This window comes from Paenibacillus terricola, assembly GCF_014779765.1.
GTDB lineage: Bacteria > Bacillota > Bacilli > Paenibacillales > Paenibacillaceae > Paenibacillus_T > Paenibacillus_T terricola.
The window spans coordinates 217,526-239,384 of sequence record NZ_JACXZA010000001.1 but is presented as its reverse complement, the minus strand read 5'-3'; the positions used below and the strand labels follow the sequence as shown (position 1 = coordinate 239,384).

At 45.6% G+C, this 21,859-nt stretch carries 25 protein-coding genes and 2 pseudogenes; 10 read left to right on the top strand and 17 right to left on the bottom strand.

Annotation, left to right across the window (positions count from 1 at the left end; translation table 11 throughout):
• Window positions 1–11: 11 nt before the first annotated feature.
• The 3 genes from nudK to H8B09_RS01145 all read right to left on the bottom strand — a co-directional run bounded on the left by nudK (window position 12) and on the right by H8B09_RS01145 (window position 3,394).
• Window positions 12–962 carry a GDP-mannose pyrophosphatase NudK gene (gene nudK / locus H8B09_RS01155; RefSeq protein ID WP_191201654.1) on the bottom strand — a complete coding sequence of 317 codons (951 nt, stop codon included), beginning with the start codon at window positions 960–962 and terminating at the stop codon, window positions 12–14.
• 81 nt (window positions 963–1,043) lie between these two features.
• Window positions 1,044–2,318, bottom strand: a complete 1,275-nt coding sequence (locus H8B09_RS01150) for an FAD-dependent oxidoreductase (protein ID WP_191201653.1) — start codon at window positions 2,316–2,318, stop codon at window positions 1,044–1,046.
• Between the two features lie 143 nt (window positions 2,319–2,461).
• The gene (locus H8B09_RS01145; RefSeq protein WP_224753191.1) at window positions 2,462–3,394 is read right to left on the bottom strand and encodes a zinc-binding dehydrogenase; all 933 of its coding nucleotides are present in this window, start codon (window positions 3,392–3,394) and stop codon (window positions 2,462–2,464) included.
• 125 nt (window positions 3,395–3,519) lie between these two features.
• On the opposite strand from H8B09_RS01145, the gene H8B09_RS01140 reads away from it, so the two are divergent.
• Window positions 3,520–3,906, top strand: a complete 387-nt coding sequence (locus H8B09_RS01140; protein WP_191201651.1) for a MerR family transcriptional regulator — start codon at window positions 3,520–3,522, stop codon at window positions 3,904–3,906.
• A gap of 91 nt (window positions 3,907–3,997) precedes the next feature.
• On the opposite strand, the gene H8B09_RS01135 is transcribed toward H8B09_RS01140, so the two are convergent.
• Window positions 3,998–4,786 (bottom strand): alpha/beta fold hydrolase, encoded by a 789-nt coding sequence (locus H8B09_RS01135; protein WP_191201650.1) that lies wholly within the window; start codon window positions 4,784–4,786, stop codon window positions 3,998–4,000.
• Between the two features lie 35 nt (window positions 4,787–4,821).
• Window positions 4,822–5,286 (bottom strand): DinB family protein, encoded by a 465-nt coding sequence (locus H8B09_RS01130; protein ID WP_191201649.1) that lies wholly within the window; start codon window positions 5,284–5,286, stop codon window positions 4,822–4,824.
• Window positions 5,287–5,430: 144 nt separating this feature from the next.
• Here H8B09_RS01130 and H8B09_RS01125 point away from each other — a divergent pair, with 144 nt between their 5' ends.
• Complete coding sequence (locus tag H8B09_RS01125; RefSeq protein WP_191201648.1) at window positions 5,431–6,342, top strand: LysR family transcriptional regulator; 912 nt, start codon at window positions 5,431–5,433, stop codon at window positions 6,340–6,342.
• A 502-nt stretch (window positions 6,343–6,844) separates the two neighbouring features.
• Here H8B09_RS01125 and H8B09_RS01120 read toward each other — a convergent pair.
• From H8B09_RS01120 to H8B09_RS31165, 5 genes and pseudogenes are all read right to left on the bottom strand, one after another.
• Window positions 6,845–7,927, bottom strand: a complete 1,083-nt coding sequence (locus H8B09_RS01120; RefSeq protein ID WP_191202741.1) for an alkene reductase — start codon at window positions 7,925–7,927, stop codon at window positions 6,845–6,847.
• Between the two features lie 141 nt (window positions 7,928–8,068).
• The gene (locus H8B09_RS01115; RefSeq protein ID WP_191201647.1) at window positions 8,069–8,767 is read right to left on the bottom strand and encodes an SDR family oxidoreductase; all 699 of its coding nucleotides are present in this window, start codon (window positions 8,765–8,767) and stop codon (window positions 8,069–8,071) included.
• Between the two features lie 13 nt (window positions 8,768–8,780).
• Complete coding sequence (locus H8B09_RS01110) at window positions 8,781–9,773, bottom strand: NADP-dependent oxidoreductase (protein WP_191201646.1); 993 nt, start codon at window positions 9,771–9,773, stop codon at window positions 8,781–8,783.
• Between the two features lie 94 nt (window positions 9,774–9,867).
• Entirely contained in the window at window positions 9,868–10,446 is a 579-nt protein-coding gene (locus H8B09_RS01105; RefSeq protein ID WP_191201645.1) for a TetR/AcrR family transcriptional regulator, read from the bottom strand.
• A 266-nt stretch (window positions 10,447–10,712) separates the two neighbouring features.
• Window positions 10,713–10,781 (bottom strand): annotated as a pseudogene (locus H8B09_RS31165) (hypothetical protein); the annotation flags it as partial.
• A gap of 273 nt (window positions 10,782–11,054) precedes the next feature.
• On the opposite strand from H8B09_RS31165, the gene H8B09_RS01095 reads away from it, so the two are divergent.
• Window positions 11,055–11,750: a DUF3888 domain-containing protein gene (locus H8B09_RS01095; protein ID WP_191201644.1), complete on the top strand. Its 696-nt coding sequence runs from the start codon at window positions 11,055–11,057 to the stop codon at window positions 11,748–11,750.
• A 153-nt stretch (window positions 11,751–11,903) separates the two neighbouring features.
• On the opposite strand, the gene H8B09_RS01090 is transcribed toward H8B09_RS01095, so the two are convergent.
• The 3 genes from H8B09_RS01090 to H8B09_RS01080 form a co-directional block, all read right to left on the bottom strand.
• Complete coding sequence (locus H8B09_RS01090) at window positions 11,904–12,176, bottom strand: barstar family protein (protein ID WP_191201643.1); 273 nt, start codon at window positions 12,174–12,176, stop codon at window positions 11,904–11,906.
• Window positions 12,173–12,640: a ribonuclease domain-containing protein gene (locus tag H8B09_RS01085; RefSeq protein ID WP_397376044.1), complete on the bottom strand. Its 468-nt coding sequence runs from the start codon at window positions 12,638–12,640 to the stop codon at window positions 12,173–12,175. Before H8B09_RS01085 ends, H8B09_RS01090 begins: the two co-directional genes overlap by 4 nt.
• A 279-nt stretch (window positions 12,641–12,919) precedes the next feature.
• Window positions 12,920–13,309, bottom strand: a complete 390-nt coding sequence (locus H8B09_RS01080) for a phytoene desaturase family protein (protein ID WP_224753385.1) — start codon at window positions 13,307–13,309, stop codon at window positions 12,920–12,922.
• On the opposite strand from H8B09_RS01080, the pseudogene H8B09_RS01075 reads away from it, so the two are divergent.
• From H8B09_RS01075 to H8B09_RS01055, 5 genes and pseudogenes are all read left to right on the top strand, one after another.
• Window positions 13,257–13,499: pseudogene (locus H8B09_RS01075) on the top strand (nitroreductase family protein); the annotation flags it as partial. The gene H8B09_RS01080 and the pseudogene H8B09_RS01075 sit on opposite strands and share 53 nt — an antisense overlap.
• A gap of 294 nt (window positions 13,500–13,793) precedes the next feature.
• Window positions 13,794–14,492, top strand: coding sequence for a response regulator transcription factor (locus H8B09_RS01070; protein WP_191201641.1), 699 nt, complete (start codon window positions 13,794–13,796; stop codon window positions 14,490–14,492).
• Between the two features lie 4 nt (window positions 14,493–14,496).
• A complete protein-coding gene (locus H8B09_RS01065) occupies window positions 14,497–15,441 on the top strand; it encodes a sensor histidine kinase (protein ID WP_191201640.1) in 945 nt (314 codons plus the stop codon).
• Window positions 15,442–15,516: 75 nt separating this feature from the next.
• Window positions 15,517–16,440, top strand: coding sequence for an ABC transporter ATP-binding protein (locus H8B09_RS01060; RefSeq protein ID WP_191201639.1), 924 nt, complete (start codon window positions 15,517–15,519; stop codon window positions 16,438–16,440).
• On the top strand, window positions 16,433–17,122 hold the full coding sequence (locus H8B09_RS01055) for an ABC transporter permease (RefSeq protein WP_191201638.1): 690 nt from the start codon (window positions 16,433–16,435) through the stop codon (window positions 17,120–17,122). Before H8B09_RS01060 ends, H8B09_RS01055 begins: the two co-directional genes overlap by 8 nt.
• A gap of 103 nt (window positions 17,123–17,225) precedes the next feature.
• Here H8B09_RS01055 and H8B09_RS01050 read toward each other — a convergent pair whose 3' ends face one another.
• From H8B09_RS01050 to H8B09_RS01040, 3 genes are read right to left on the bottom strand one after another with little or no spacing between them, the layout of a single operon-like run.
• Window positions 17,226–17,858, bottom strand: coding sequence for a DsbA family oxidoreductase (locus tag H8B09_RS01050; protein WP_191201637.1), 633 nt, complete (start codon window positions 17,856–17,858; stop codon window positions 17,226–17,228).
• A gap of 48 nt (window positions 17,859–17,906) precedes the next feature.
• Window positions 17,907–18,551, bottom strand: a complete 645-nt coding sequence (locus H8B09_RS01045; protein ID WP_191201636.1) for an NAD(P)-dependent oxidoreductase — start codon at window positions 18,549–18,551, stop codon at window positions 17,907–17,909.
• A 16-nt stretch (window positions 18,552–18,567) separates the two neighbouring features.
• The gene (locus H8B09_RS01040) at window positions 18,568–19,227 is read right to left on the bottom strand and encodes an SDR family NAD(P)-dependent oxidoreductase (protein WP_191201635.1); all 660 of its coding nucleotides are present in this window, start codon (window positions 19,225–19,227) and stop codon (window positions 18,568–18,570) included.
• Between the two features lie 197 nt (window positions 19,228–19,424).
• Here H8B09_RS01040 and H8B09_RS01035 point away from each other — a divergent pair, with 197 nt between their 5' ends.
• Window positions 19,425–20,018, top strand: a complete 594-nt coding sequence (locus H8B09_RS01035) for a TetR/AcrR family transcriptional regulator (protein ID WP_191201634.1) — start codon at window positions 19,425–19,427, stop codon at window positions 20,016–20,018.
• Window positions 20,019–20,155: 137 nt separating this feature from the next.
• Here H8B09_RS01035 and H8B09_RS01030 read toward each other — a convergent pair whose 3' ends face one another.
• Window positions 20,156–20,725 carry a TetR/AcrR family transcriptional regulator gene (locus tag H8B09_RS01030; protein ID WP_191201633.1) on the bottom strand — a complete coding sequence of 190 codons (570 nt, stop codon included), beginning with the start codon at window positions 20,723–20,725 and terminating at the stop codon, window positions 20,156–20,158.
• 149 nt (window positions 20,726–20,874) lie between these two features.
• Between H8B09_RS01030 and H8B09_RS01025 the strand changes: the two genes are divergently transcribed.
• A complete protein-coding gene (locus tag H8B09_RS01025; RefSeq protein ID WP_191201632.1) occupies window positions 20,875–21,804 on the top strand; it encodes a ketopantoate reductase family protein in 930 nt (309 codons plus the stop codon).
• Window positions 21,805–21,859 lie beyond the last annotated feature (55 nt).

Genomic DNA, 21,859 nt, shown 5'->3' with positions numbered 1-21,859 from the left:
TACAGCCTCTCCTATACGATTCGAGGAATATCTTGCAGCTTTCTATAGATGGTTTTCCCCATTCCTTGAGCGACTCTCACCATTTCATCAGCGCCTTGGGAAGGTCCTCCGATTCGAAGAACCGCATCGCAATGCTGCAAGAGTCGAATAGAGGATGGATGAAAAATTTGATTGAAAATATCGTCTCCAATATTCAGCGACCCTGCCTTCCTAATTAGCGGAAGTGCATACCACTCGCCTAGCACAGGCATATGGCCCGCCTCGTAAACCTGAAGCGCGGTTTCGGTCATCCATTCGATGTTCCGATGAATCAACGCCGGGTCGTCTCCTGTTCCAGAACGATAAGGTCCGGCAACGAGAATATGCTGCTGTCTTGGAACGGGGTCAAACAGCCGATTGATTTGAGCGTATTGCAGCAGCATAATCGTTTTGCCGTCTTTGATCTCTCCTGTTTTAATCATCTCGAGCGCCTTCTGGAAGGAATATTCCAGCACTTCGATGTTCTCATGCTCTTCCTCGAGTCCTCCGCCATCGCTAATCTTCATCATCGGCGTGTATTCCGCGACGAAGAAATGCAACATTTCCGTTACGGACCCTGGCGACATGTAGGCTTCGCCGATTTTTTGAATTTTGTCTACCTTATATCCGGTCTCCTCTTCAGCCTCTCGGCGAATGCTCTCTTCCGCGCTTTCCTTGTCCAACAAACCCGCGCAAGTCTCGATTAATAACCCCGTCTCGTTCCCGTTCACGTAAGTCGGGATCCGGAATTGCCTCGTCAGAATAACCGTCTGCTTCTCCTGATTATAGAGCAAAATGGTTGCGCCGTTCCCACGGTCGTACGATTCCCTAGTCTGTTTCGTCCAAGTACCATCTCTCGCTTCGCTCATGTAAGTAATTTTCTTTAGCTCATACCAGTTATCGGACAAAATTTCTTCGTTTACGATTCGGATCTTCGGATTCATCGTCATCCTCCCTTTCGATGAATCTCATTATATTGGGTTACGTAACGTCACCTTCAAGCTTTATTTGCTTATGCGAATCTCTTATCCGCCTGAAACGTCATTTGCTTCAGCATATCCAACTTGCGCCGAGCTCCCTTGCAGCAAACGCCCGATCACTCCTCCGAATTGCTCCGGCTCCAGCGCATGATTGTACATGCCAAGAAATGCCTGTGTCGCTTCCGGGTGAGCGGCAATGAATCGGTTAACCATCGTTTGTTCTGTCGTAAACGGAACATTCTTCGTTATCTGGCACGCCATATGATACCGTGGCATCATCTTCGTTTCCGTCATGGTCCGATACGTTTGCGCCATCGACTCCCATTCGGCATCCCAATTGTCATGTTGAGATAATATCTCTGTTAGAATGCGTGCCGTGTAAAGTGCGTCATGCATTCCTTGCCCGACAGCGGGATCTTTGAACGACAAAGCATCGCCGACGAGCGCCCAACCCGCCCCCATCCCCTGGTACCAATCATTGTCGTAGCCTCGCAGCCCTCTTATCTTGCCGTCGAGTGCAGATTGGCGCAGTCGTGCCGGCAGCGGAGAATCCGCGAAGCCGCTGTCGACTAATTCGCGAAATGCCGTTTCGGGGGAAGCGGTGAATCGATCGCTCCACTCTTGGTCATCCAATGGAAACATAACGCCAAGGACGTACAATTGATCGCTGGTCGGGAAAACAATGACCATTTTATCCTTGATCTTGTACAACTCCACATGAAGATCGCCTTCCTGCTCGTAGCCAGAGAAATAACCGACATACGAAGCATAGTCCGTCGGTACAGCCATGAGCTGCGGACTGTTTACTAGCTTCCGCAAGGTCGAGTTACGACCGTCGGCTCCGACCACGAGCTTCGCCGTAAACTGTTCAGCCGAACCGCTGCGATGAACACCCGTAATCCCATTGACCGCATCCCCTTCCCGAATCACATCCGTTACGCGGAAGCCTTCAATCGTCGTAACGCGAGGCTGCGAAGCAGCATGTTCAAACAAGATTTGATCCAGATGCACACGTCTGATGCACAAACATTCACTCTCTCCATCCACTTCAGGAAACTCTCCATCGATGACCGCGTCCTCGAACTGAACAACGGCGCGTTTGTACAAAGGGGTACCCGTTTGCAGCAGCTTATCCAGCACCCCCATCTCCCGTAATATCTTCAAGGAGTTGTTGAAGAAATTATGGGTCGATAGGATATCGCTCGGAAACTCGCTTTTGTCCACCAGCAGAACTTCATAGCCCGCTGTCGACAATTCATAAGCAAGCGTTGCCCCTGCTACCCGTGCTCCAACAATAATGACGTCATAATGATGATTCATCTCATTTATCCCCCTCAATATGATTTGCCAAATATTTGCTCCCGACAATCATATTGAGCGAGAGGGGATCTTATGTCCATCAGCTTGCAGACCTATGAGAAAAGGCGCCCAACAAGCGGACGCCTCAAGCAAAAGCCCTTCCATCAGGAAACGGACAGCACCGCCTTACCAGCAATACTACGTTTCAAGAGGCTCTGGGTAACCTCTGCAATTTCGGTCCATGGCGCCTCCAGATCGATTGGCGGATGCAATAATCCATCAGCAACCATTCGAGCTAGCCGTCCAAGATCTTTTGACACGCCTCCCGGCGGCATTCCATTAAGAACGAGCACTCCACCCGGTACCGATTGAAGTCTATCCTGAAGCGTCATTTCCGGTTCGGTTGCAGATCCAACGTTAATACAGCTTCCACCCTCTTCAAGAAAGGACGAAACCATGTGAAGTGATTTACCGCCCAACGTATCGACGATAACGTCATAGGGACCGAATGATCGAGCTGCAACAACGTCTTCTCCAACAACTACGTTGTGTACCCCTATCCTGAGTAGACAACCCGCACGCTCTTCACGCCGCACAAGTCCGGTAACTATAGCGCCTGCTTGCTTTGCCAGCTGGCAGGTGAAATTGCCTACGCCGCCGGATGCTCCAGTAACCAACACCTTCCGATTAAGCAGAAAGCCGCCTTTCTCCAATGCAAATAAAGCAGTAAGTCCAGCCACAGGCAAAGTTGCAGCCTGGGCATAAGTAACATTATCTGGAATTTCTGATAAGAAATTCGTCGGAACGGCGACAAGTTCAGCCCATGAACCTGAATGAACCATTCCGAAGACTCTAGTACCGGCTGAAGGCCCCGATCCATCGGCAGCGGGCTGTTCTACTACACCGGATAGATCCCACCCTGGGCGCCACCCCGCATTTGCTCTTGTTGCAGTGCGCACCTCGCCAAGATTGAGAGAGATTGCATGAACGCGAACCAATGCTTCCGAAGAGGCAGGACGGGAAGCCTCTACTTCGCCGACCTTTAGACGTCCTCTAACAGCGGGGTCAATAACAATAGCATGAATCTTACTCATCATGCGTCTCCTTCTTTCCGAGTTTTTCGTCTTGATCTTGTAATATGCTTTGACATAGTACCGTTCGACGTTTAGAGTCTAAACTATAAAGTATACTTGAAGGTCAAGACCATTTTGAGGGGATTTTTATGAAAATTCATGTATTGGCACAGAGGACTGATTTAACCCCTTCTGCCATTCGCTTTTATGAAAAAGAAGGACTTCTGGATGCACGCCATGTTCAACGGGGACAAAATAATTATCGCGACTATTACGAAGAAGCAGTCGAGCATCTCCTGATGATCAGAAAGGTTCAAGCCGTAGGATTTACGTTAGCGGAACTCAAAGAAGTGATCCAAGCGTATGAGGTAAACGATCTTCCCCTTTCAAAGAAAATTGAGCTTCTTAATCAAAAGATGCAGGAGATCGATAGAAAGAAAGATGAATTGGAACAAGTTCATGCGCACCTCGCACGGATGCTGGCAAACAAGATGGCGTTGATGGATTCCATAGAAAAAGGGAGTCAACCAAAATAAATTATTCTGCCAGCACTGATCCTCCCTAGCGTGGCTTTCATCCCACTCGCTCCAGGGCAGTTTACTTGCTCCAAATATCCATATCGCGCACTCAACCTGGCTCGCTCAAGAAGAAACTCATTATTTCCTGCATGAATCGTTCTGGTTCTTCGATGCTCGGCGCGTGGCCGGAATACTCGAATTCAACGAAGGTTGAATCGGGGATGAGCGCAGCAATCTCCTTTCCCCGTTCCGGCGGATTTAAGCCGTCGTATTTACCGCTAATGACTAGCGTTTGGGCAGCAACCTTCTTTAGATCGTTCCGGAAATCAAAGCCTTCAAGCGCCTTGTTCGCGGCCATCTGCTCCTGTGGCTCCGACAGCGTTGCATGTTCGAGATGCCAATCGTGCATGACCTTCCCAACCGCAGCTTGGTTATTAAACATATAGGCAAAAGCATGCGCCTGTTTTTCTTCAGCCGTGAGATCCTTCATTTCTTCCGCATGGCGCTCCAGAAGCTCTTGCATCGAAGAGGTTACCCCGTTGCTTTTCGAAGCGATTAGCGCAAGTTTCTTTATTCTTTGGGGATTGGCGATAGCGACCCCCTGCGCAATATAACTGCCCATCGACACCCCAAGAAGATAACTTGATTCAATACCGAGAAAATCCAGCAAGGCAGATACGTCTTCTACGTGATCCTGCCAAGTATACTGAAGCGGTTTGTTCGACTTTCCATGTCCGCGCATGTCTAGCGTGATCACACGATAATGCGACTTGAACTGATTGACTTCATTTTGGAACGTTGCGCCGCTCCCCATCAGGCCATGAAGCATGATCAATGGCAGACCGGCCCCTTCTTCTTCATAATGGAGCTCTATCCCGTTTGAGATAAACGATGGCATTTTCCTGTCCCCCCTTTGCGGTAATTGGATAACCCCTAACGAAGTAATTTCATCTGGCTCGAAATGACGCCAAGATGAATGGCTTCGTGCATCAGAGCGAAGTTAAACAATTCGCCAGCGGTCGTGAATTGAAACGGACCCATTGCAAACGGCGATTGCAGCGTCTTGTCGAGCCGTTCGGGCGCAAGCTCGGAGAGATTGGAAAGCTGAGTAACCAACATTTGGATCAGCTCATCCTTGGATGGCGGAACGATCGTCCAATCCGAGGGCTTCGTTCCCGAGTTGAACAAAACCTCATATTGCGAAGGAACGGCAGACATGGACCCGAATGATAAGGTTGCGTATTGGTCCATCCAATAGATCATGTGACCGACATTCCAGCGTATCGTATTGTTGAAGCCTTCCGGTTGAATGTCGAGCTGAGCCTCCGAAACGCTTTGAAGCTGTCCGATAACAATCTGACGCAGAACTTTTCCCGTATTTACGATCGATTGTGCCATTGTTAAACGCCTCCCGAATGGGTTTATGTTTTGGCTTTGCAACTAAAGATTACCTCTAGCTGCATAAAGCAACAATCACGAGATTCCGATGAGATCGATCGTTTTTAGTAATGAAAGCAGAGATGAGAGGGAGGGCCATTCAGAATGGAATTAAGACAATTGGAGTATTTTGCTGCCATATGCAAGGAAATGCATTTCTCAAGAGCGGCAGAGAACCTCTGCACCACGCAATCGAATCTGAGTCAACAGATCAAGTTTCTGGAGAACGAGCTTGGGCTGCCTCTATTCGATCGTATCGGCAAGCGGATCGCTCTAACGGAGGCAGGTCAAATCTTATTGGAGCACTGCCGGAAGATATTCGAACACATCAACAACGCCAAAGGGGCAATAACCGATCTGAAGCGAATGGAAGGCGGGAGGCTGGATATTGGTATCCTGCCAGGGGACGGGGACTTGCTCTTCGATACATTGTTGGTTAACTTCCATCTTGCTTATCCCAACCTTTCCATCCAGGTAACGGAGACCGTGAATGTGTATGAACAGGTTGTCGACGGCACAAGAGATCTTGGCGTTACGACAGTGCCTTCGAATCCAGATGACAGAATCGCTGTCATCCCTTTGTTCCACGAAGAGTTTGTATTAGCTATCCATTCCGATCACCCGCTTGCAAAGTCAAAGGCGATCCCCTTCGAGCGATTAGAGCAATTAAAGCTGATTCTGTTCGGTTCGGAGCATCAAATTACGAAGGTCTTCCATGCCTGTTGTCAAGAAACAGGGGTTGCCATTCATAACCCGATTGTAACCTCTACCTTGTCGACCCTTCTGTCCCTAGTAGAAAAAGGGATAGGGGCCTCCATTCTGCCGCGAATGCTGCTTGATTATCTTAACCATGATCATATCTCGGCGGTTAAGCTGATCCAGCCTACGCCTAGTCAGGATATCTGCATCATGTATCGGAAGGACAAGTTTATGGGGCAAGCAGCAAAGGTATTCATAACCGAATTGCAGTCCTTCGTCCAAGGAGTAACGGAGCGTGCCCGCCGGGCTCCGGGGTAACGACTTAATAGCCTGCCGTGAAAACAGCAAAAGCGAGACTACGATTTGCCGAGCCGGAATCCCAATCCCATTCGGTCAGAATGTATGTCGGCTTTGTTGCGTCAGCGAATACGGTGAAGACCGGCTTCGACATTCAAACGATTTGTGATGCCTTATAAAATACGTCGCCATGCATATACTGAATGCTGTCCCATTTGGCGGGATTGGTTGTGTTTGAGGTGCGGTGCTCAGAATGGCCTGGTACAGGGCGGGAGCCTCTGTCCTTTTGTTGTTGTATCATACTTACAGCATCTCGAACTGCAGTTGCAGTCAACTTTCCAAAGGCGGGGCTGCTGTTTCGTGTTATTCGTTCTTCTGTCCCCTTATTTATGAGGTACTTAACAGTTGCATGACCCACTTGAAGAAACATAACGGAGAAATGGAACAAGGTGCCGCCGGATGGGTACCGTCGCCACCTTGCTCAGAACTTTTAGGAAACTTGTTTTTACCATTTAAGCTATACTTACTCCTTCTGGGACATTAATTCTTTCATCGTTGGATAATCCGTATAGCCCTCGCTCCCGTTACCAGAGTACAATGTTGCACGGTCTGCTTCATTCAAAGGGAAACCTTCTTTAAGGCGCTCCACCAAATCCGGATTAGCTAACGACCATACCCCGACCGGAGCCATATCAGCAAGGCCGCTATCAATATCTATACCAATATCTTCTAGTGATCGTCCTGCTCGATTGACCAATAATGGTTGAGGCCAATTCGAACGAATTTCACGGAGAAGTGTTTCGTTCCCTAAATGCATTACATGGAGATATGCTAAATTGTATTTAGCTAATTCTTTTACAAGGTAGAGATATACTGCAGGCCCTTGTTCGCCTTCGTCAATCCCGTTAAGAGGTGTTCCTGGGGAAATACGGAATCCCGTTCTGTCCGCTCCGATTTCTTCAACGATTGCTTTCGTTACTTCGATTGCAAAGCGAGCGCGGTTCTCTACGGATCCACCGTATTCATCCATTCGTTTATTCGAGTTCTCACTGATAAATTGATTAATCAGATAACCGTTGGCTCCATGAATTTCTACGCCGTCAGCGCCTGCTGCAATAGCTGCCGCTGCCGCTTTTCTAAAGTCCACAATTGTCGTTTGAATATCTTCTTCACTTAGCTCTCTTGGAACGGGTATGTCCAACATCCCTTTAGCAGTAAATATTGGTTCGCCGGGTGCGATCGCAGATGGCGCAACTGCTTGACGATGATGCGGAGTATTGTCGGGATGTGATATCCGACCTACATGCATTAATTGGATAAACAGAAAACCACCAGCTTCATGCACCTCATCCGTAACCTTTCTCCAACCCTCAATATGCTTTTCCGTATAGATGCCAGGTGATCTTAAGTAACCTTGACCATCATCAGAAGGCTGTGTGCCTTCCGTAATAATTAAACCCATAGATGCTCTTTGAGCATAATAAAGGGGAGTTAGTTCTCCAGGTGTACCATCCTCTTGTGCTCTACTCCGTGTCATTGGTGCCATAGCCAACCGATTAGATAATTCCAGATTTCCTATTTTCGTTTTGCTCCATAGTTTTTCCATTTTTTTCAAAAAAAACTCCTCTTTTATTTATATTCGGTTATTGTTCTACTTTGCCCTGTGCGGACCCGACCAAATGGGTCATCAGCTTGCGCTCTTTACCTATCCCGCCCGACACACCGGTGATGAGTACCGTTTTGCTCATCACACCAGTTGTGGGTACAACGCAGCAACACCGCCGGCCAGACCCCGTTGAAGATTAAGGCTTGCTTCATCGGCAAGAATCTCAAAGCTGTCGGACTCTATTCCATCGATAGCCTTTTTTGCAACTTCTGCAGGGTCGACCTTAGGAGCATCAATACCCACCGTCATATCGGTTTCCATAAAGCCCACATGCAAACCGGCTACTCTCACCTTTTGTGGATACAGATTTAATCGCAACTCGTTCGTCAGAGCCCACTCTGCCGCCTTTGCAGCCGTATAGCCGCCTGCACTTCCCATACTGAACCAAGATAATGCGGAAAGAATATTCAGAATAGACCCTCCGCCATTATTTGAAATAACAGGTGCAAAAGCACGGACCATGGACAGTGTGCCAAAGAAGTGCGTATTAAATTCCAAGTGAATTTTATCGAGATCTCCGTCAAGTAAAGAAGCTCCTGTTGACGATCCTGCATTGTTGATCAGAAGCGTAACGTCCTTAGCGGTCATAGCAGCTGCAGCTACCTCTTGCGGGTTGGTGATATCAAGCTTTACAGGTATTACACCTGGAATATCAATGGACTCCGGATTTCTTGCGCCAGCATAAACCTTAGCTCCTCTGGATAGAAGTTCCATAGCAAGTTGGCGGCCTAAACCTCGGTTTGCGCCGGTGACAAATGCGGTTTGTTCAGAAATTTTCATTATAAGATGCTCCTCACTTTATCTTTAATATTAACTTCCCTTTTGCTCTGCCCGATTCTGAGTACTCCATCGCCTTTTGAGCTTCTTCAAAAGGAAAAGTTCGATCGATAACAGGCTTTATTTTCCCTGATTCAATCCATTGGGAAAGGATCTCCAGTTGCCTGCCGTTCGGTTTCATGAACAAGAAGCTGTATTTGACATTGTGTTTTTTCTCTAATTTTGTGATCTTACGGGCAATCAATCGAAATAGATTTGTTTTGACAAAGCCAGCCCTCTCCTCTTCACCGAACCGCGCATTCGGCGGCCCTACTACGGATACGATTTGACCTTGCTTTCTGACAATTTTAAAGGCCTTCTCTAGAGTCTCTCCGCCTTTAGTATCGAAAACGGAATCATAATCTTGTAACAAGGTATCGAATTGTTCTGTTTTGTAATTGATAATTTGATCGGCTCCAAGCGATTCGACCAATTTGGCTCCAGCTTCGCTTGTCGTTGTTGCGACATAAAGTCCCATCGCTTTGGCGAGTTGGATCGCAAACGTACCGACGCCGCCCGATCCAGCTTGAATCAATACCTTCTGTCCGGCCGATAATTTCAATCGTTCATGCAATACTTGATAGGACGTAAGTCCGACCAATGGGATTGACGCTGCTTCCGCAAAGGATAGGTTTTTGGGTTTTTGGGCGATATCGTTTTCATGTACGGAAATATATTCAGCGAAGGCTCCGCCCTTACTTGGCCGTCCGTATATTTCATCGCCTATGTTGAATTTTGTAACCTTCCTTCCCACTTGAATGACAATGCCCGAGAAATCATATCCTAGAACATGCGGCATGTCGTTTTTCATCAGTACGCGTACTTTGCCATCCCGCACTAAGAGATCAAGAGGGTTAATACTTGCCGCATGGATTTCCGCCAACACATCATGATCTCCTACTGCAGGCATTGGAATATCAGCCAACTTAAGCGGGTGTTTTCCGTATTTTTCAATTATCATGGCTTGCATCATGACCCCTCCATTTGCTTCGACTCTTATTGGGAACGATCATTCTAAAAAGGGCAAAAAAAAATTGTTTTTTATCGGGGAACAAATGAATCTGTTATTTTTCTAAAAATTTTATTGATATTTGAGCGATACGGTGAAGTTTCTCTTTTGCAACCGAGGTTCTTGCCATTACCCTTAACCCCACCCATGCATTATGCAGATATTCCGCCAATTCAACAGCCTCATAATCAGTGGTAAATTGACCGTCCCGTTGCCCCCAAGCAATAATGTCCTTGAGAAGCTGCTCTGCAGTAGCGAACGCTTCAGTGGACTTTGTATCCACATCGGCATCTCGTGCTGCCAACTCCACGGCCGAATTCACCATTAAGCATCCTGGAGGCGAGTCCTCTTCTCCCTCAATCATGAGTTCGAAAATAAACTGAAGAGCTTCCACTGCAGTCTTGGAGCGCTTAACTCCTCCTTCAAGAGAGGCGCTAATTTTATTGTCGAAGCGATCCATCGCTTTTAGAAACAACTGATGTTTATCTCCAAATGTGTCGTACAAACTTCTTCGATGGATTCCCATGTGCTCGACCAGATCAGTCATGGACGTCTTCTCGTAGCCCTGTTGCCAGAAGAGTCTCATTGCTTTATCCAATACCGCACTCTCTTCAAACTCTTTGCTCCTGGCCATTTCATTCCCTCCCCGTCATCAATATAGCATATTGAGAACGATCGGTAAAGAATCGAAGGCTTCCTTATCTTTCCGATGCATCTCTAATCATACCCCTTGTATTGTCAGAATAATTATGGCCGTTTCCAATTTAGGTTTCCTCTGAAAATTCGCCGTTACTTGTGATACGGTTCAGCGTATCGGCTATAGAGCGAAATCGAAAGGCACCCTGAGCGGGTGCCTTTGCGTACTTATATAATTCCCTTTTTAGACATGGTTTGAGTTGCTCATTGTAGAAACGTTCCTTTCCGATAACTTTCGAACGCTTCTCTGATTTCTTCTTCCGTATTCATGACGAACGAAGATGAATGTTTCGTTTAACACCAAAAATGGTGCCTTGATGTTTCTCGGACCCGAATTGGGCGTATAGAACACCCTCTTTAATCCATCCGACTTAACATGGATTTTCTTTATTAACTCTGGTACAACACTCTTACTGTTTTCGATTTTAACAAGGCGATTGATTGATATTGCGGGAAGTGACCAAATTTGTATTTTTTTTCAACAAATAGCGCATTAGCTCCGTCAAATTGTTTCGATGAACTTATATTTGAAGAGGAGAAGACAAATTGAAGAAACAATTCCTTGCAGGTGTGTTGTGTGGTGCCTTCTTAATGGTAACAACTTCTGTATTTGCTTCGAGTGTAATCGAAACAACCATTTTCCCAAGTAAAATTACTTTTTTTCTAGCTAATGGAGTCTCCAAAGAGGTACAACTACAGGAAGATGAAGAGGTGCTTAACTATAATAATAAGGCATATGTACCTCTTCGTTTATTCGCTGAGAGCAGTGGTGCTCTTGTAAAATACGCACATGCCTCTTCAGGGTCGGATGATAACAAACAAAAAATAGATATTTACTATGCTGCTGAAGAGACTCTATCAGAGCAAACTTCAAATGCGGTTGGTAATAAGCCACTTGTGGACTCAAGGGAATTACAGCTACAAGATATGCTTGTCGTAAGTCTACTTCCGAATATGCAAGAGAAACTTGTTGAGGCATATTCAGATGTAATTACAGTACCACCAATTATTCATCCGGATTATGTAAACGTGAAGAGTATTGAAAGGGTAGCTGCTTTCCGTGGTTTTGATTTTTTGATCACAATAGACGCTCAACCAATAGTCGGTCCTCATATACCTGTCGGCGAGGATGTTTTTACATATCGGATCTCGGCGGCTGGAGTTGAGCTTAAAAATTATGAACATCTTAGAGGACCCGATAAAGATGACTTCCTCCCTAATTACCAAAATCTTTTGAAGTAATGGCGTGCGTTAGTTCAATAAAACAGCGACAAGTCTAGGACTTTTTCTCGTCCTGGGCTGTCGCTGTTTAACACTTATTTTATGAAGTTTGATTGTTACTACACAGTTAATAATCGTCAATACGATGTCCCGTGTTCGCGCACCTCAGTCTTCTTACCAATCATGCACGTACTCAAAGCTAATGTTATCGAATTGGTCAGAGGCCTCCTTAAAAACTTCCAAGATCGCGGCATAGCGGTCATCGTGCTCCGAATTCGCGATCCATCGGATCTGCAAGGGCAACGGTAAATATCCGGTGACACAATCCCATAGGGCGTCCAAATTATAGCCGTACCAGTCCGGCAAGCCGAGCTCCCGCTTCAGCCATTCATGGACGTTCTCATGACGATCCGCCTCCGACTGTCTCAGTTCAGTGACTTTGCTCATTTCGGGACACTGCCTTCCTTCGTAATATCCGTAAACGACTTGTAATGGTCTGTCGTCATATAAATCAGTCCGTCGTTCGAATAGAGAATTCGGTCCGCTCCGCGCGGCCCTTTCTTATAATTTATGTCCGCTTCATACCATGTCCGGTTTTTGGCCTTTGGCAGCAGTCCTTCCCTGTTCCCGAAGCGGTCGCCTCCGATGCTTTTCCCGGGTGCAACCTTATCCAGATTGCCTTGGGCAGGTACCCAGCCGAGCTGCTCGGCTTCTTTTTTCGTAATGAAATTATCAGGAAGCCGTTGGTGCTTTCGTATATGGTCTGACACTTCCTTAAAGCTGATAAGCGGGGGTTGGGCTTGCTTCTGCCCCTCGGCGAACGATGTAGACGGGGAAGGATTGGCGGCCGAAGAAGGCCCCTCGTCCAGATTCCCGCAGCCGGTCAGCATAATGGCCAGAATGACGATCATCGCGGACAGGAACGAGCACGACTTCCGACCGATTTGTTTCATGAATACGTCAAGCATTTTCTTCCTCATTTCCAAACATGTTTAATTACCGTTCTCATCATAGCATGACATTCGCATAAAGGTCATCTCACACCTAAATAGCATACGTAAGAACATGCAGCGCTGTCGAAGCCAAAGGAGCAGATGGCCGCGAACAAGGTGCTCGAAGGCTTTGAATTTCGGAACGATCTAAAGAACGTTGCCAGCTTAACCCCTTTCGGCGAGTTCGCCGAAGCTGAATTAGAGGTAGCTCATTACCTCCGAAGCAGCTTGTTTAGCACTTGCCATGCCTGCATCGGCGAGCCGTCCTTCCGCACCGACCCAGTCTCCGGCAACGTACAAACCGCGGACTTCCGGCACAGTCGTTCCGGGAGCCGGCCCAGCCCCATGATGGCGAATCGTGCGTGAATCATGAGAGACAAGGACATTCGGCGTGAATCGAATGGCTACAACTTCCCGCTCCCAGCCAGGCTCCAGAAGATCAAGAAGACGGGTGAGCTCCGCTTCATCTGCCTTGCCATCTCTTGCCGATTCGTTGTCGTTATATCTCATGACATGGAGTACGTGCGCGCCGTTATCAAAAGTTGAAGTTGCAAAAATCGATAGCAGCCTTTTTGCCATGCAATTCATGTTGGTAGCCCGTGCGCATGGGTATGATACGAACCCAATGGCAGGCTTTGAGGTAGATCAGGTGGCTAATGCATTTGATCTGGATGAAGAACGCTATGCTCCGGTAATGATGATCTCAATAGGAAATGCCAAGGCAGACGGGTATGAATCCGTACGATTAAGCTCGGACAAGATTACATTCTGGCGTTAACCTCCAAAAGCACATATAAGCTTAAACACCGGTTTGGTTTGGGTCAGATAGATTGAACGTTAAATAGCAGCCCCTTCCACCAAAACGACGAAGGGGGCTTTGCTTTGTGAAAGCAACCCCCCCCCTAAAGATTCCCCATCAACTCCCCGGCAAGTCAGCAATTAAACACAAGTACCCTAAATTGAACAGGGCTATTGCTTTCTCTTTGCTCATAAAAAGTCGAATCATGAACAAGCTGCTCAGCCTCCTTTTTTGGTAAGATGGATAAAAAGGATTGGAAGTGATGAGTGAATTATGACTAGAGCACATCGGATCTTAATCATAGAAGATGACCCTTCCATCGTCGAGATGCTTCGTAACGCCTTGAGCCGCGAAGGCTTCCTGATCGATGCAGCAGCAGATGGCATGGAGGGAATGGCGCTGTTCTCAAACAAGGAGTACGACCTTGTCCTTGTCGATCTGATGCTGCCGGAACTGGACGGTATGGAGGTCATTCGCAGGGTCAGAGAGAGAAGCAAGGTTCCGATTCTCATCATGTCAGCTAAGGACAGGGACATCGATAAGGCGCTGGGCCTCGGATTCGGAGCGGACGATTATATCCAGAAGCCTTTCTCGACGATCGAGCTGACTGCAAGGATGAATGCGGCTATTCGAAGAGCCACGGTGTATTCCAACGCGGAACGACAGGTAGAGCCATCCGCTATCATTGGCGACCTAGAACTAGACTTTGAGAAGTATTCGGTAAAGAAAAAAGGCCACGAAGTACGGCTGACGGCCAAGGAGTTCGATATTTTAAAGCTTTTTGCGACGAATAAAAACCGGGTTTTCACCAAGTCCCAACTCTACGGATTGATCTGGAATGACGATTATATGGGAGACGAGAACGTCATTAACGTTCATATCCGAAGATTAAGAGAGAAGATTGAAGACGATCCTTCCCATCCGACCTACATCAAGACCTTATGGGGAATCGGCTACAAATGGGAGGGCTGATGAGATGAACGTCATCCTTCTCTGCGTTATCGTCATTCTCGCGAGCTTCCTCGCCACACGACTTCGATCGAACGTACGAAGAACCTCTGAGTTGCAGCAAATTCGCAGCAAGTTGGGGAAGATTATGGAGAGCCATTCCCGAGAGAGGCTTCTTCACATGACCCGAGACTCTGAGCTTCAGGCACTCATGACTGGTATCAACGAGTTGCTCGAAAGCAACTTGAAAGTTTCTGCTGAGCATGCAAGAACCCAAATCGCGTCTCGCAAGATGCTTGCGAATGTCTCACACGATCTCAGAACGCCGCTGACGGTCGTTCTCGGGTATGCGGAGACACTTCATATGTGCCCTCCTATCGAGGAGAATGAACGGAACGAGCTGTTAGCCAAGCTCTTCAATAAGACGAAAGAAGCCATCCAATTGATTGATACTTTCTTCGACTTGGCCAAGCTCGAATCCGATGATGTCGATATCCCCCTGAGCCGAATCAACGTTAGCGAGTCCTGCAGACTTAGCATCCTTCAGTTCCATGAACAGATAGAAGATTGCGGACTCGAGGTATCACTCAATATTCCTCCAGGAGATAAGCATGCGCTAGGCAATAATGACGCCTTGAAGCGAGTCTTAGACAACCTGATCTCCAACGCACTCCGTTACGGAGCGGACGGCGGAATCATTGGCCTTACGCTGAGGGAAGAAGAAGGATTCATTCTCATAGAAGTGTGGGATCGGGGCAAAGGAATCGAGAAGGCGCATCAAGATCGTGTATTCGAACGATTATACACGCTGGATGACTCTCGGAATAAGAAGATCCAGGGAAGCGGTCTCGGGCTTGCGATCGCCCGAAGGCTTGCAGAAGGCATGGGCGGATCGATCGAGCTAATCAGTATGCCTTACATGCGAACCGTCTTCTCGCTTCGGTTAAAGAAGTTCAACTTAAGAAACTCGTAAGGAACGAGTAAGGAAAATACGCCATTTCATCCGTTATGATTTGCTTAACAACGTAAGGAAGGGAAGAGGATCACAATGACATACGTTCTGCAGACGCACCGATTAACCAAGACGTTCAAAGGGAAAGAATCCGTATCCGAAGTGAGCATGAGGGTCAAAACGGGGGAAATCTATGGTTTCCTTGGACCAAACGGAGCAGGTAAGACCACGATTATGAAAATGCTGACTAATCTTATCAAACCGACATCCGGGGAGATTGAGCTGTTCGGCGAGAAGTTGACACCAACCTCTTACTCCATGCTAGGCAGGATGGGCTCGATTATCGAATACCCTATTTTCTACGACAAGCTGACTGCCCGAGCCAACCTGGAGCTCCATTGTGAATACATGGGTTATTACAACAAGAGAGCAATTGATGAGGCGTTGGATTTAGTTCAGCTGCGAGGCATCGACGGCAAATCCGTCAAGGACTTCTCGCTCGGAATGAAACAACGCTTGGGCATCGCAAGGGCCATCGTGACGAAGCCGGAATTGCTCATCCTCGACGAACCGATTAACGGGCTGGATCCGATCGGTATCAAGGAGATCCGGCAACTGCTGCGTATCCTCTCCCAAGAATACGGGATCTCCATTCTGATCTCGAGCCACCTCCTTGCGGAGATTGAACAGCTGGCGGATACGATCGGGGTCATCAACCATGGTCGGCTGATTCAGGAAGTCTCTCTCAAGCAGGTCCGCGAGACGAACACCGAATACATTGAATTCCACACGAACGACTGTGTGAAGGCGGCTTACGTACTATCTCATCATCTTAACATCTCGAATATCCGCGTCATCGGGAATGAGACGATTCGGATCTATGACCTCACGACTCCGCTTCCCCAAGTCAATAAGGTTCTTATCTTGAACGACGTAGCCGTGGAGGCGATCCATCAGAAGAACAGCTCTCTGGAAGATTACTTCCTCAGCTTATTGAACGGAGGTGGGCAGAGTGCTTAAGCTAATCCAACTCGAGATAAAAAAATTCAAGATCACCGGTTATGTTATTGGAGCTTTTATCGCGATGGCTTGTATTTTTGGCTTCGTATGCGCAATCTCCTTTGACCCATCGTCAGTTGAGGATCTTTCTGACTTTGAGGCGCTGTTCAGTACAATCGACCTTCTCACAAGAGGCGTATTCATCGTGTTCGCCGCGGTCCTGCTCTCGCGCTTCATTATTGAAGAATACCGGACCAAATCGATCTCCGTGTTGTTCACGTACCCGATTAACCGCAAGAAACTGATAATCGCGAAGCTACTCATTGTGTTCTCGTTCACGTTCATCTCCATCTTGATTGCCGATTCGATCGTCAGCATCCTTATGCTTGTCATCAACCATTATCACGAATTCATACATGAGACGTTAACGAAGGACGTTGTCATCCGGCAAACGATTGCCTTCCTCATGAACGCCATTGCAGCCAGCTTCATGAGTCTAATCCCACTGATCTTCGGAATGAGGAAGTATTCCACAGCGGCGACAGTTGTTGCGTCCATTCTGATTGTCTTTATCGTCTGCAGCAATTCGAACGGCTTCTCCCTTAATTCAATAATCGCTATCCCCATCACCTTGTCATGGATCGGAGCGATTATCGCCTATACATCGTTCCGCAATATCGAGCGCAAGGATATTAACCCGTAACCGCATATTCGTACAAAACCGCCCAAAGCCCGATAAGGATTTTGTGCGGTTAATTGTTCTGCCTATTTCGTTTGAGCTGCCTGACCGTTCACGGTCTTCCAGTCTATTGAGATGCTTGGTTAAGGGCACTTAAGAATACCTCAATTGGTTGTGCACCGGAAATTGCGTATTTTCTATCAATGACAAAGAAAGGTGCTCCTGTTATTCCCAATTGTTTTGCTGTGGCTTCATCTGAACGCACATCGTTAGCATATTTGGATGAATCACGGAGAATTGCCATCGATTCGTCCCTATTCATTCCAACAGATTCTGCAATATCTGCTAATGTATCATGATCGCTTATTAGCTTGGAATCCGTGTAATAAGAATAGAACAGCTTTTCTGATAAATCCTTATCTTTACCAACAGATTTGGCATATTGGGTTAAACGATGAGCATCAAACGTATTGGTGGGCTTCATTTGGTCGAAATTATATACGAGACCCATCATAGCCGCTTGTTGTCCAAGTTCAGCATTTGCTTTTTTCGCTTGCTCGATACTCATACCATATTTCTCAGAGAGCATTTGATGCATATTTTTACCTGAGTACATGGATGCTTGCGGATTAAGTTCAAAGCTTCTATATTCAATAACCACTTCATTCTGATGAGCGAATTGCTCCAGTGCAGACTCTAATCGTCGTTTGCCAATATAACAAAATGGACAAACATAATCCGACCATATCTCGATTTTCATTTTGAATGCTCCTTCACTACAAATTATCAAAAAACCTGGGAAGTGAGCTTATTTGTTATAAATAATAGGCATTTTTCCAATCAATCGGTTGTTACGAGCGGCAGAGTACATGAATTCAGCAACATTTTCTCTAGAAACAGATAATTTAGCCGATTTATCTCCGAATGAATAGTCATAAGATTGCCCTTTGTGTTTAACATTGGGGTTAATAATTCGAACGACTGTCCAATCAAGATTCGATTGTTTAATAACCCCTTCCATTTTCTTCATTTCTGCATGACCGTTTGGAAGGAAAACTTTGGCTAATACACCTGGAAGTATCGTCGAAATGTTTTTCTTATCGTCATCTGATTGCAAAGCTGGTGTGGCAAGTGTAATTAACCTTTTTTTGTTAAGTTTCTTCATCGCCCTAATAATTAGTTCGTGTCCGTCGGCAATCGGCGTGCCTTTAAGCTTTCGTGACATGTCAGACGCTGGTCCCAGTGTGCTGATTACGACATCCGCTTCAGCGACTGCCCTCTCGATGGTTGAAGCATTCGAAAGTTCCCCTTGTACAAGGGTCAAATTGGGATGTTTGAGGCTAATTTTTTTGGGGCTTCTAATATATGCCGTTACGAAATCTCCGTTTTCTAAAGCTAATTGTGTTACAAGCTGTCCAATTGCACCGCTTGCACCGAAAATAGTGATATTCACATTTTTACTCCATTAATTATATTTTATCTTCAGTTATAAACTCTTCAACGCGATCTCTCTTGGAATACATGTCGTACCAAATATCAGCGATTTTATCCTGAACTCCTGAATTCGGTTGCATCCAAATTCCGATCGAAAGGTGACCCGCATAAATACCTTTGTCGGCTAATTCGCTGTTCAAATTAAAGATATAATTACGAAGACCTGAAACTGCAATTCCGACATTCCCCATCCTCGGTACTGGGTGGATTGCAGCGCCTCCAGTCGTAAATAATAGAGCACCGCTTTGCTTATCCAACATTTCCGGCAGCACTTGTCGAACACTGGTTAACGCACCTAGAACATTAAATTGAAATTGGTATAACGCATTTTCTTCTGTTACATCTAGTGATGGCGCTACTGTGTCGATGCTCGGAGTTGGACTGTATTCAAGAACATCAATAAATCCGTATCTCTCTTTAATAGCGGCAAATGCCATCTCAATTTGTTCTTTATTTAATATGTCCGCTTGAAATGAAGCAGCTTCGATTCCCAATTGTTCTAATTCAATAACCAGTTGGTTCAACTTTTCTTCATTTCGAGCAATAAGAGCTACGCGAAAGCCATTTTGTCCGAATTTCTTCGCAATGGACATTCCTAAACCTGCTCCTGCTCCAACAATTGCTATAGTTTTCACTTAATATCTCCCTTTCAATTAGAGTTAATTATCAATAAGATAAATAATGGTCAACGTGTTGTATATTTATCTTTTGTTTATTATGATTAATAAAAGCTTAGCATTCAATGTTTAATAATTTTGATTTTGAGAGATAAAATACAGTTTCAACTCAAATGTCGTATATCTAACAAAAAAATATAAGGGAACGAGTCATAATGAACAAAAAAACTGATTTGCGGGTCATCCGCTCCAAGCATTCGATTAAAAAGGCGTTTATAGAGCTTCTTAATGAGAAGGGATATGAAGGGATTACGATCCAAGATATTGCCGATAAGGCGATGATTAACCGGAATACATTTTACCTTCATTATCAGAACAAACCCGATTTGTTAAATGCGTCTATGGATGAATTATTAGAAGAACTAAATCGTACACTCAATCTTTGTTCGAGCAGCAAATCTCCTGTAAGTGGCTCTATGCTTGAACAACTAATGCAAACAATACTGGAGAAAATTAAGGACAATACTCCCTTTTACAAAGCATTGTTGCTTGATGAGAATAGAATTTATGGTTTTCAATCAAAAATGGAGGAAATAATAAAAAATACAGTGGAAGATGGCTTGGATAGTACACCCCTGAAGATTTCAAAGGAATTATTACTCCAATATATCGCATCTACTTTTATGGGCATTGTAATATGGTGGGTTAAAAATGATTTTTCTTATACGCCAAAGGAACTCGCTTCTCAATTCGGAAAAATTCTAACTCATGGACACTTAAAAGCCGCAGGTATTTCAATCGATGATTAAAGTGATAAATGCTTACGAACAGTAGATGGGAAGATAGAGAAAGCATGAAGGAGCCATCGAATGATAGCTCCTTTATTCGTTGCCTCCGCTCTTCGCTTTACCACTATTTGTGATACGGTTCTCTATATCACGACATTTTACTCATTCTTGACCGTGCCAAAGATGTGAAACGGCGTTATCCCATTTGCGAATAGGCTATCTATCAGCTTGACCAATTCTTCCGACGATAAATCTTTGCCGTTGCGTATCCAAAGGCGAAACAGAGATATTAATGTTGATATGTAAAACTCAATCAGGTAGGGCGTTAAGATATCATTTGTTGGAAGATTCACAATCAATCTCTCAAAGGGAATTTCTCTTTTCAGGCGTTCAACAAAATGAACAGAACCATAGTCACCCAGGAGGGCTTTTAGGACAGAAATATCTTCTGTACTTTCCAAGCATTGAAGCGCATCTTGGAAAGTATGCGTAGAAAGCTCCCTGCTTGCCATTTCCTCGTTAATGGATTTCAAAACCTTCTCTTCAACGTAGTTCAGCAACTCATAAATATCTGTAAAGTATTGATAAAATGTACTGCGGTTATATCCTGACTTGTTGGCAATCTCTTGAATAGATATTTTTTCAATTGGCTTTTGGCTATATAAATCACAGAACACATTTATAAAGGTCTGCCTGGTTTTGTCTGTAATTTCAGGTTGCTTGTTCATCATTTGCCTCCATTTCCGGTTCGATAGACGATCCGACAAATATTAAAAATCTGATGGTTGATGACCGTATAGTGAATCCATACAATATTATCATACAACACGTTGTTTGATCATCAATAAGGATTATCAACTCTTTGGGGGAGTCTAACATGAAAATTTTATTCTTCGGTAGAGGTGTAATATCGACCCAATATGCGTGGGCTTTCGAACAGGCAGGGCATACAGTTGACTTTTACGTTAGAAAGGGGAGGAAAGAAACCTTCGGAAGCAGTATAGAGCTTGAAATGTGGGACGCACGAAGAGGGAAAAAGCTAATAAAAGAAAGCTGGAACGTTAACCTGCATGAGGAGATCCTTCCAAATTATGAACTCATTATTGTGAGCGTCAACACGGAACAACTTCCAGGAGCAGCACGATTCCTATCAACTGCTGCAGGAAATGCCCCTATCCTCATATTCAATAACATTTGGCAAGATTTGAAATCATCGATCGCACCATTGTCTATGAACAATGTTGTCTTTGGCTTCCCCGGAGCAGGAGGCGGCATAGCGGACAATAAGCTTAGGGGCGGCTTTTTGAAAATGGTATTTCTAGAGAAACCACGGGCAGGCACTGAGCATATTAACAACAAGGTCAGAGAACTATTTGAAAGTGCCCAATTTAAAATTAGTTGGATAAAGGATATGCAAAACTGGCTATGGAATCACTTTGCCATGAATGCAGCGATGGAAGCCGAGGTGTTAAAACGGGGAAGTTTTCCAGCGCTCATGAACCATAGTGACTCATTTTCCAATCTTGGGTTGAATATGAGGGAAATGATTCCTGTACTTAAAGCAAGAGGTGCAAAGCTTGATGCCATTTCTCTCCTGCTGACTAAAATTCCACCTGGACTTCTCGGCACACTTTTTAATAAAATTATTTTTGCAAAAGGCAGCTTACCGCGACTTTTTGTGGAATACAACAATAGTAAAGCAGGGTTTGCGGTTCTTGAAGTTGTGAGAGAAGCAAAAAAGGTAAGCATACCTTTGCCACGTCTTACGATGGCATTTGAAAATACTGAATATGCAAAAGAAATTTAAAGAAGCCTTCGATGGCTTTGAGCGTAAGCCGAATCTGCTTCTTGGCCTATGCTAT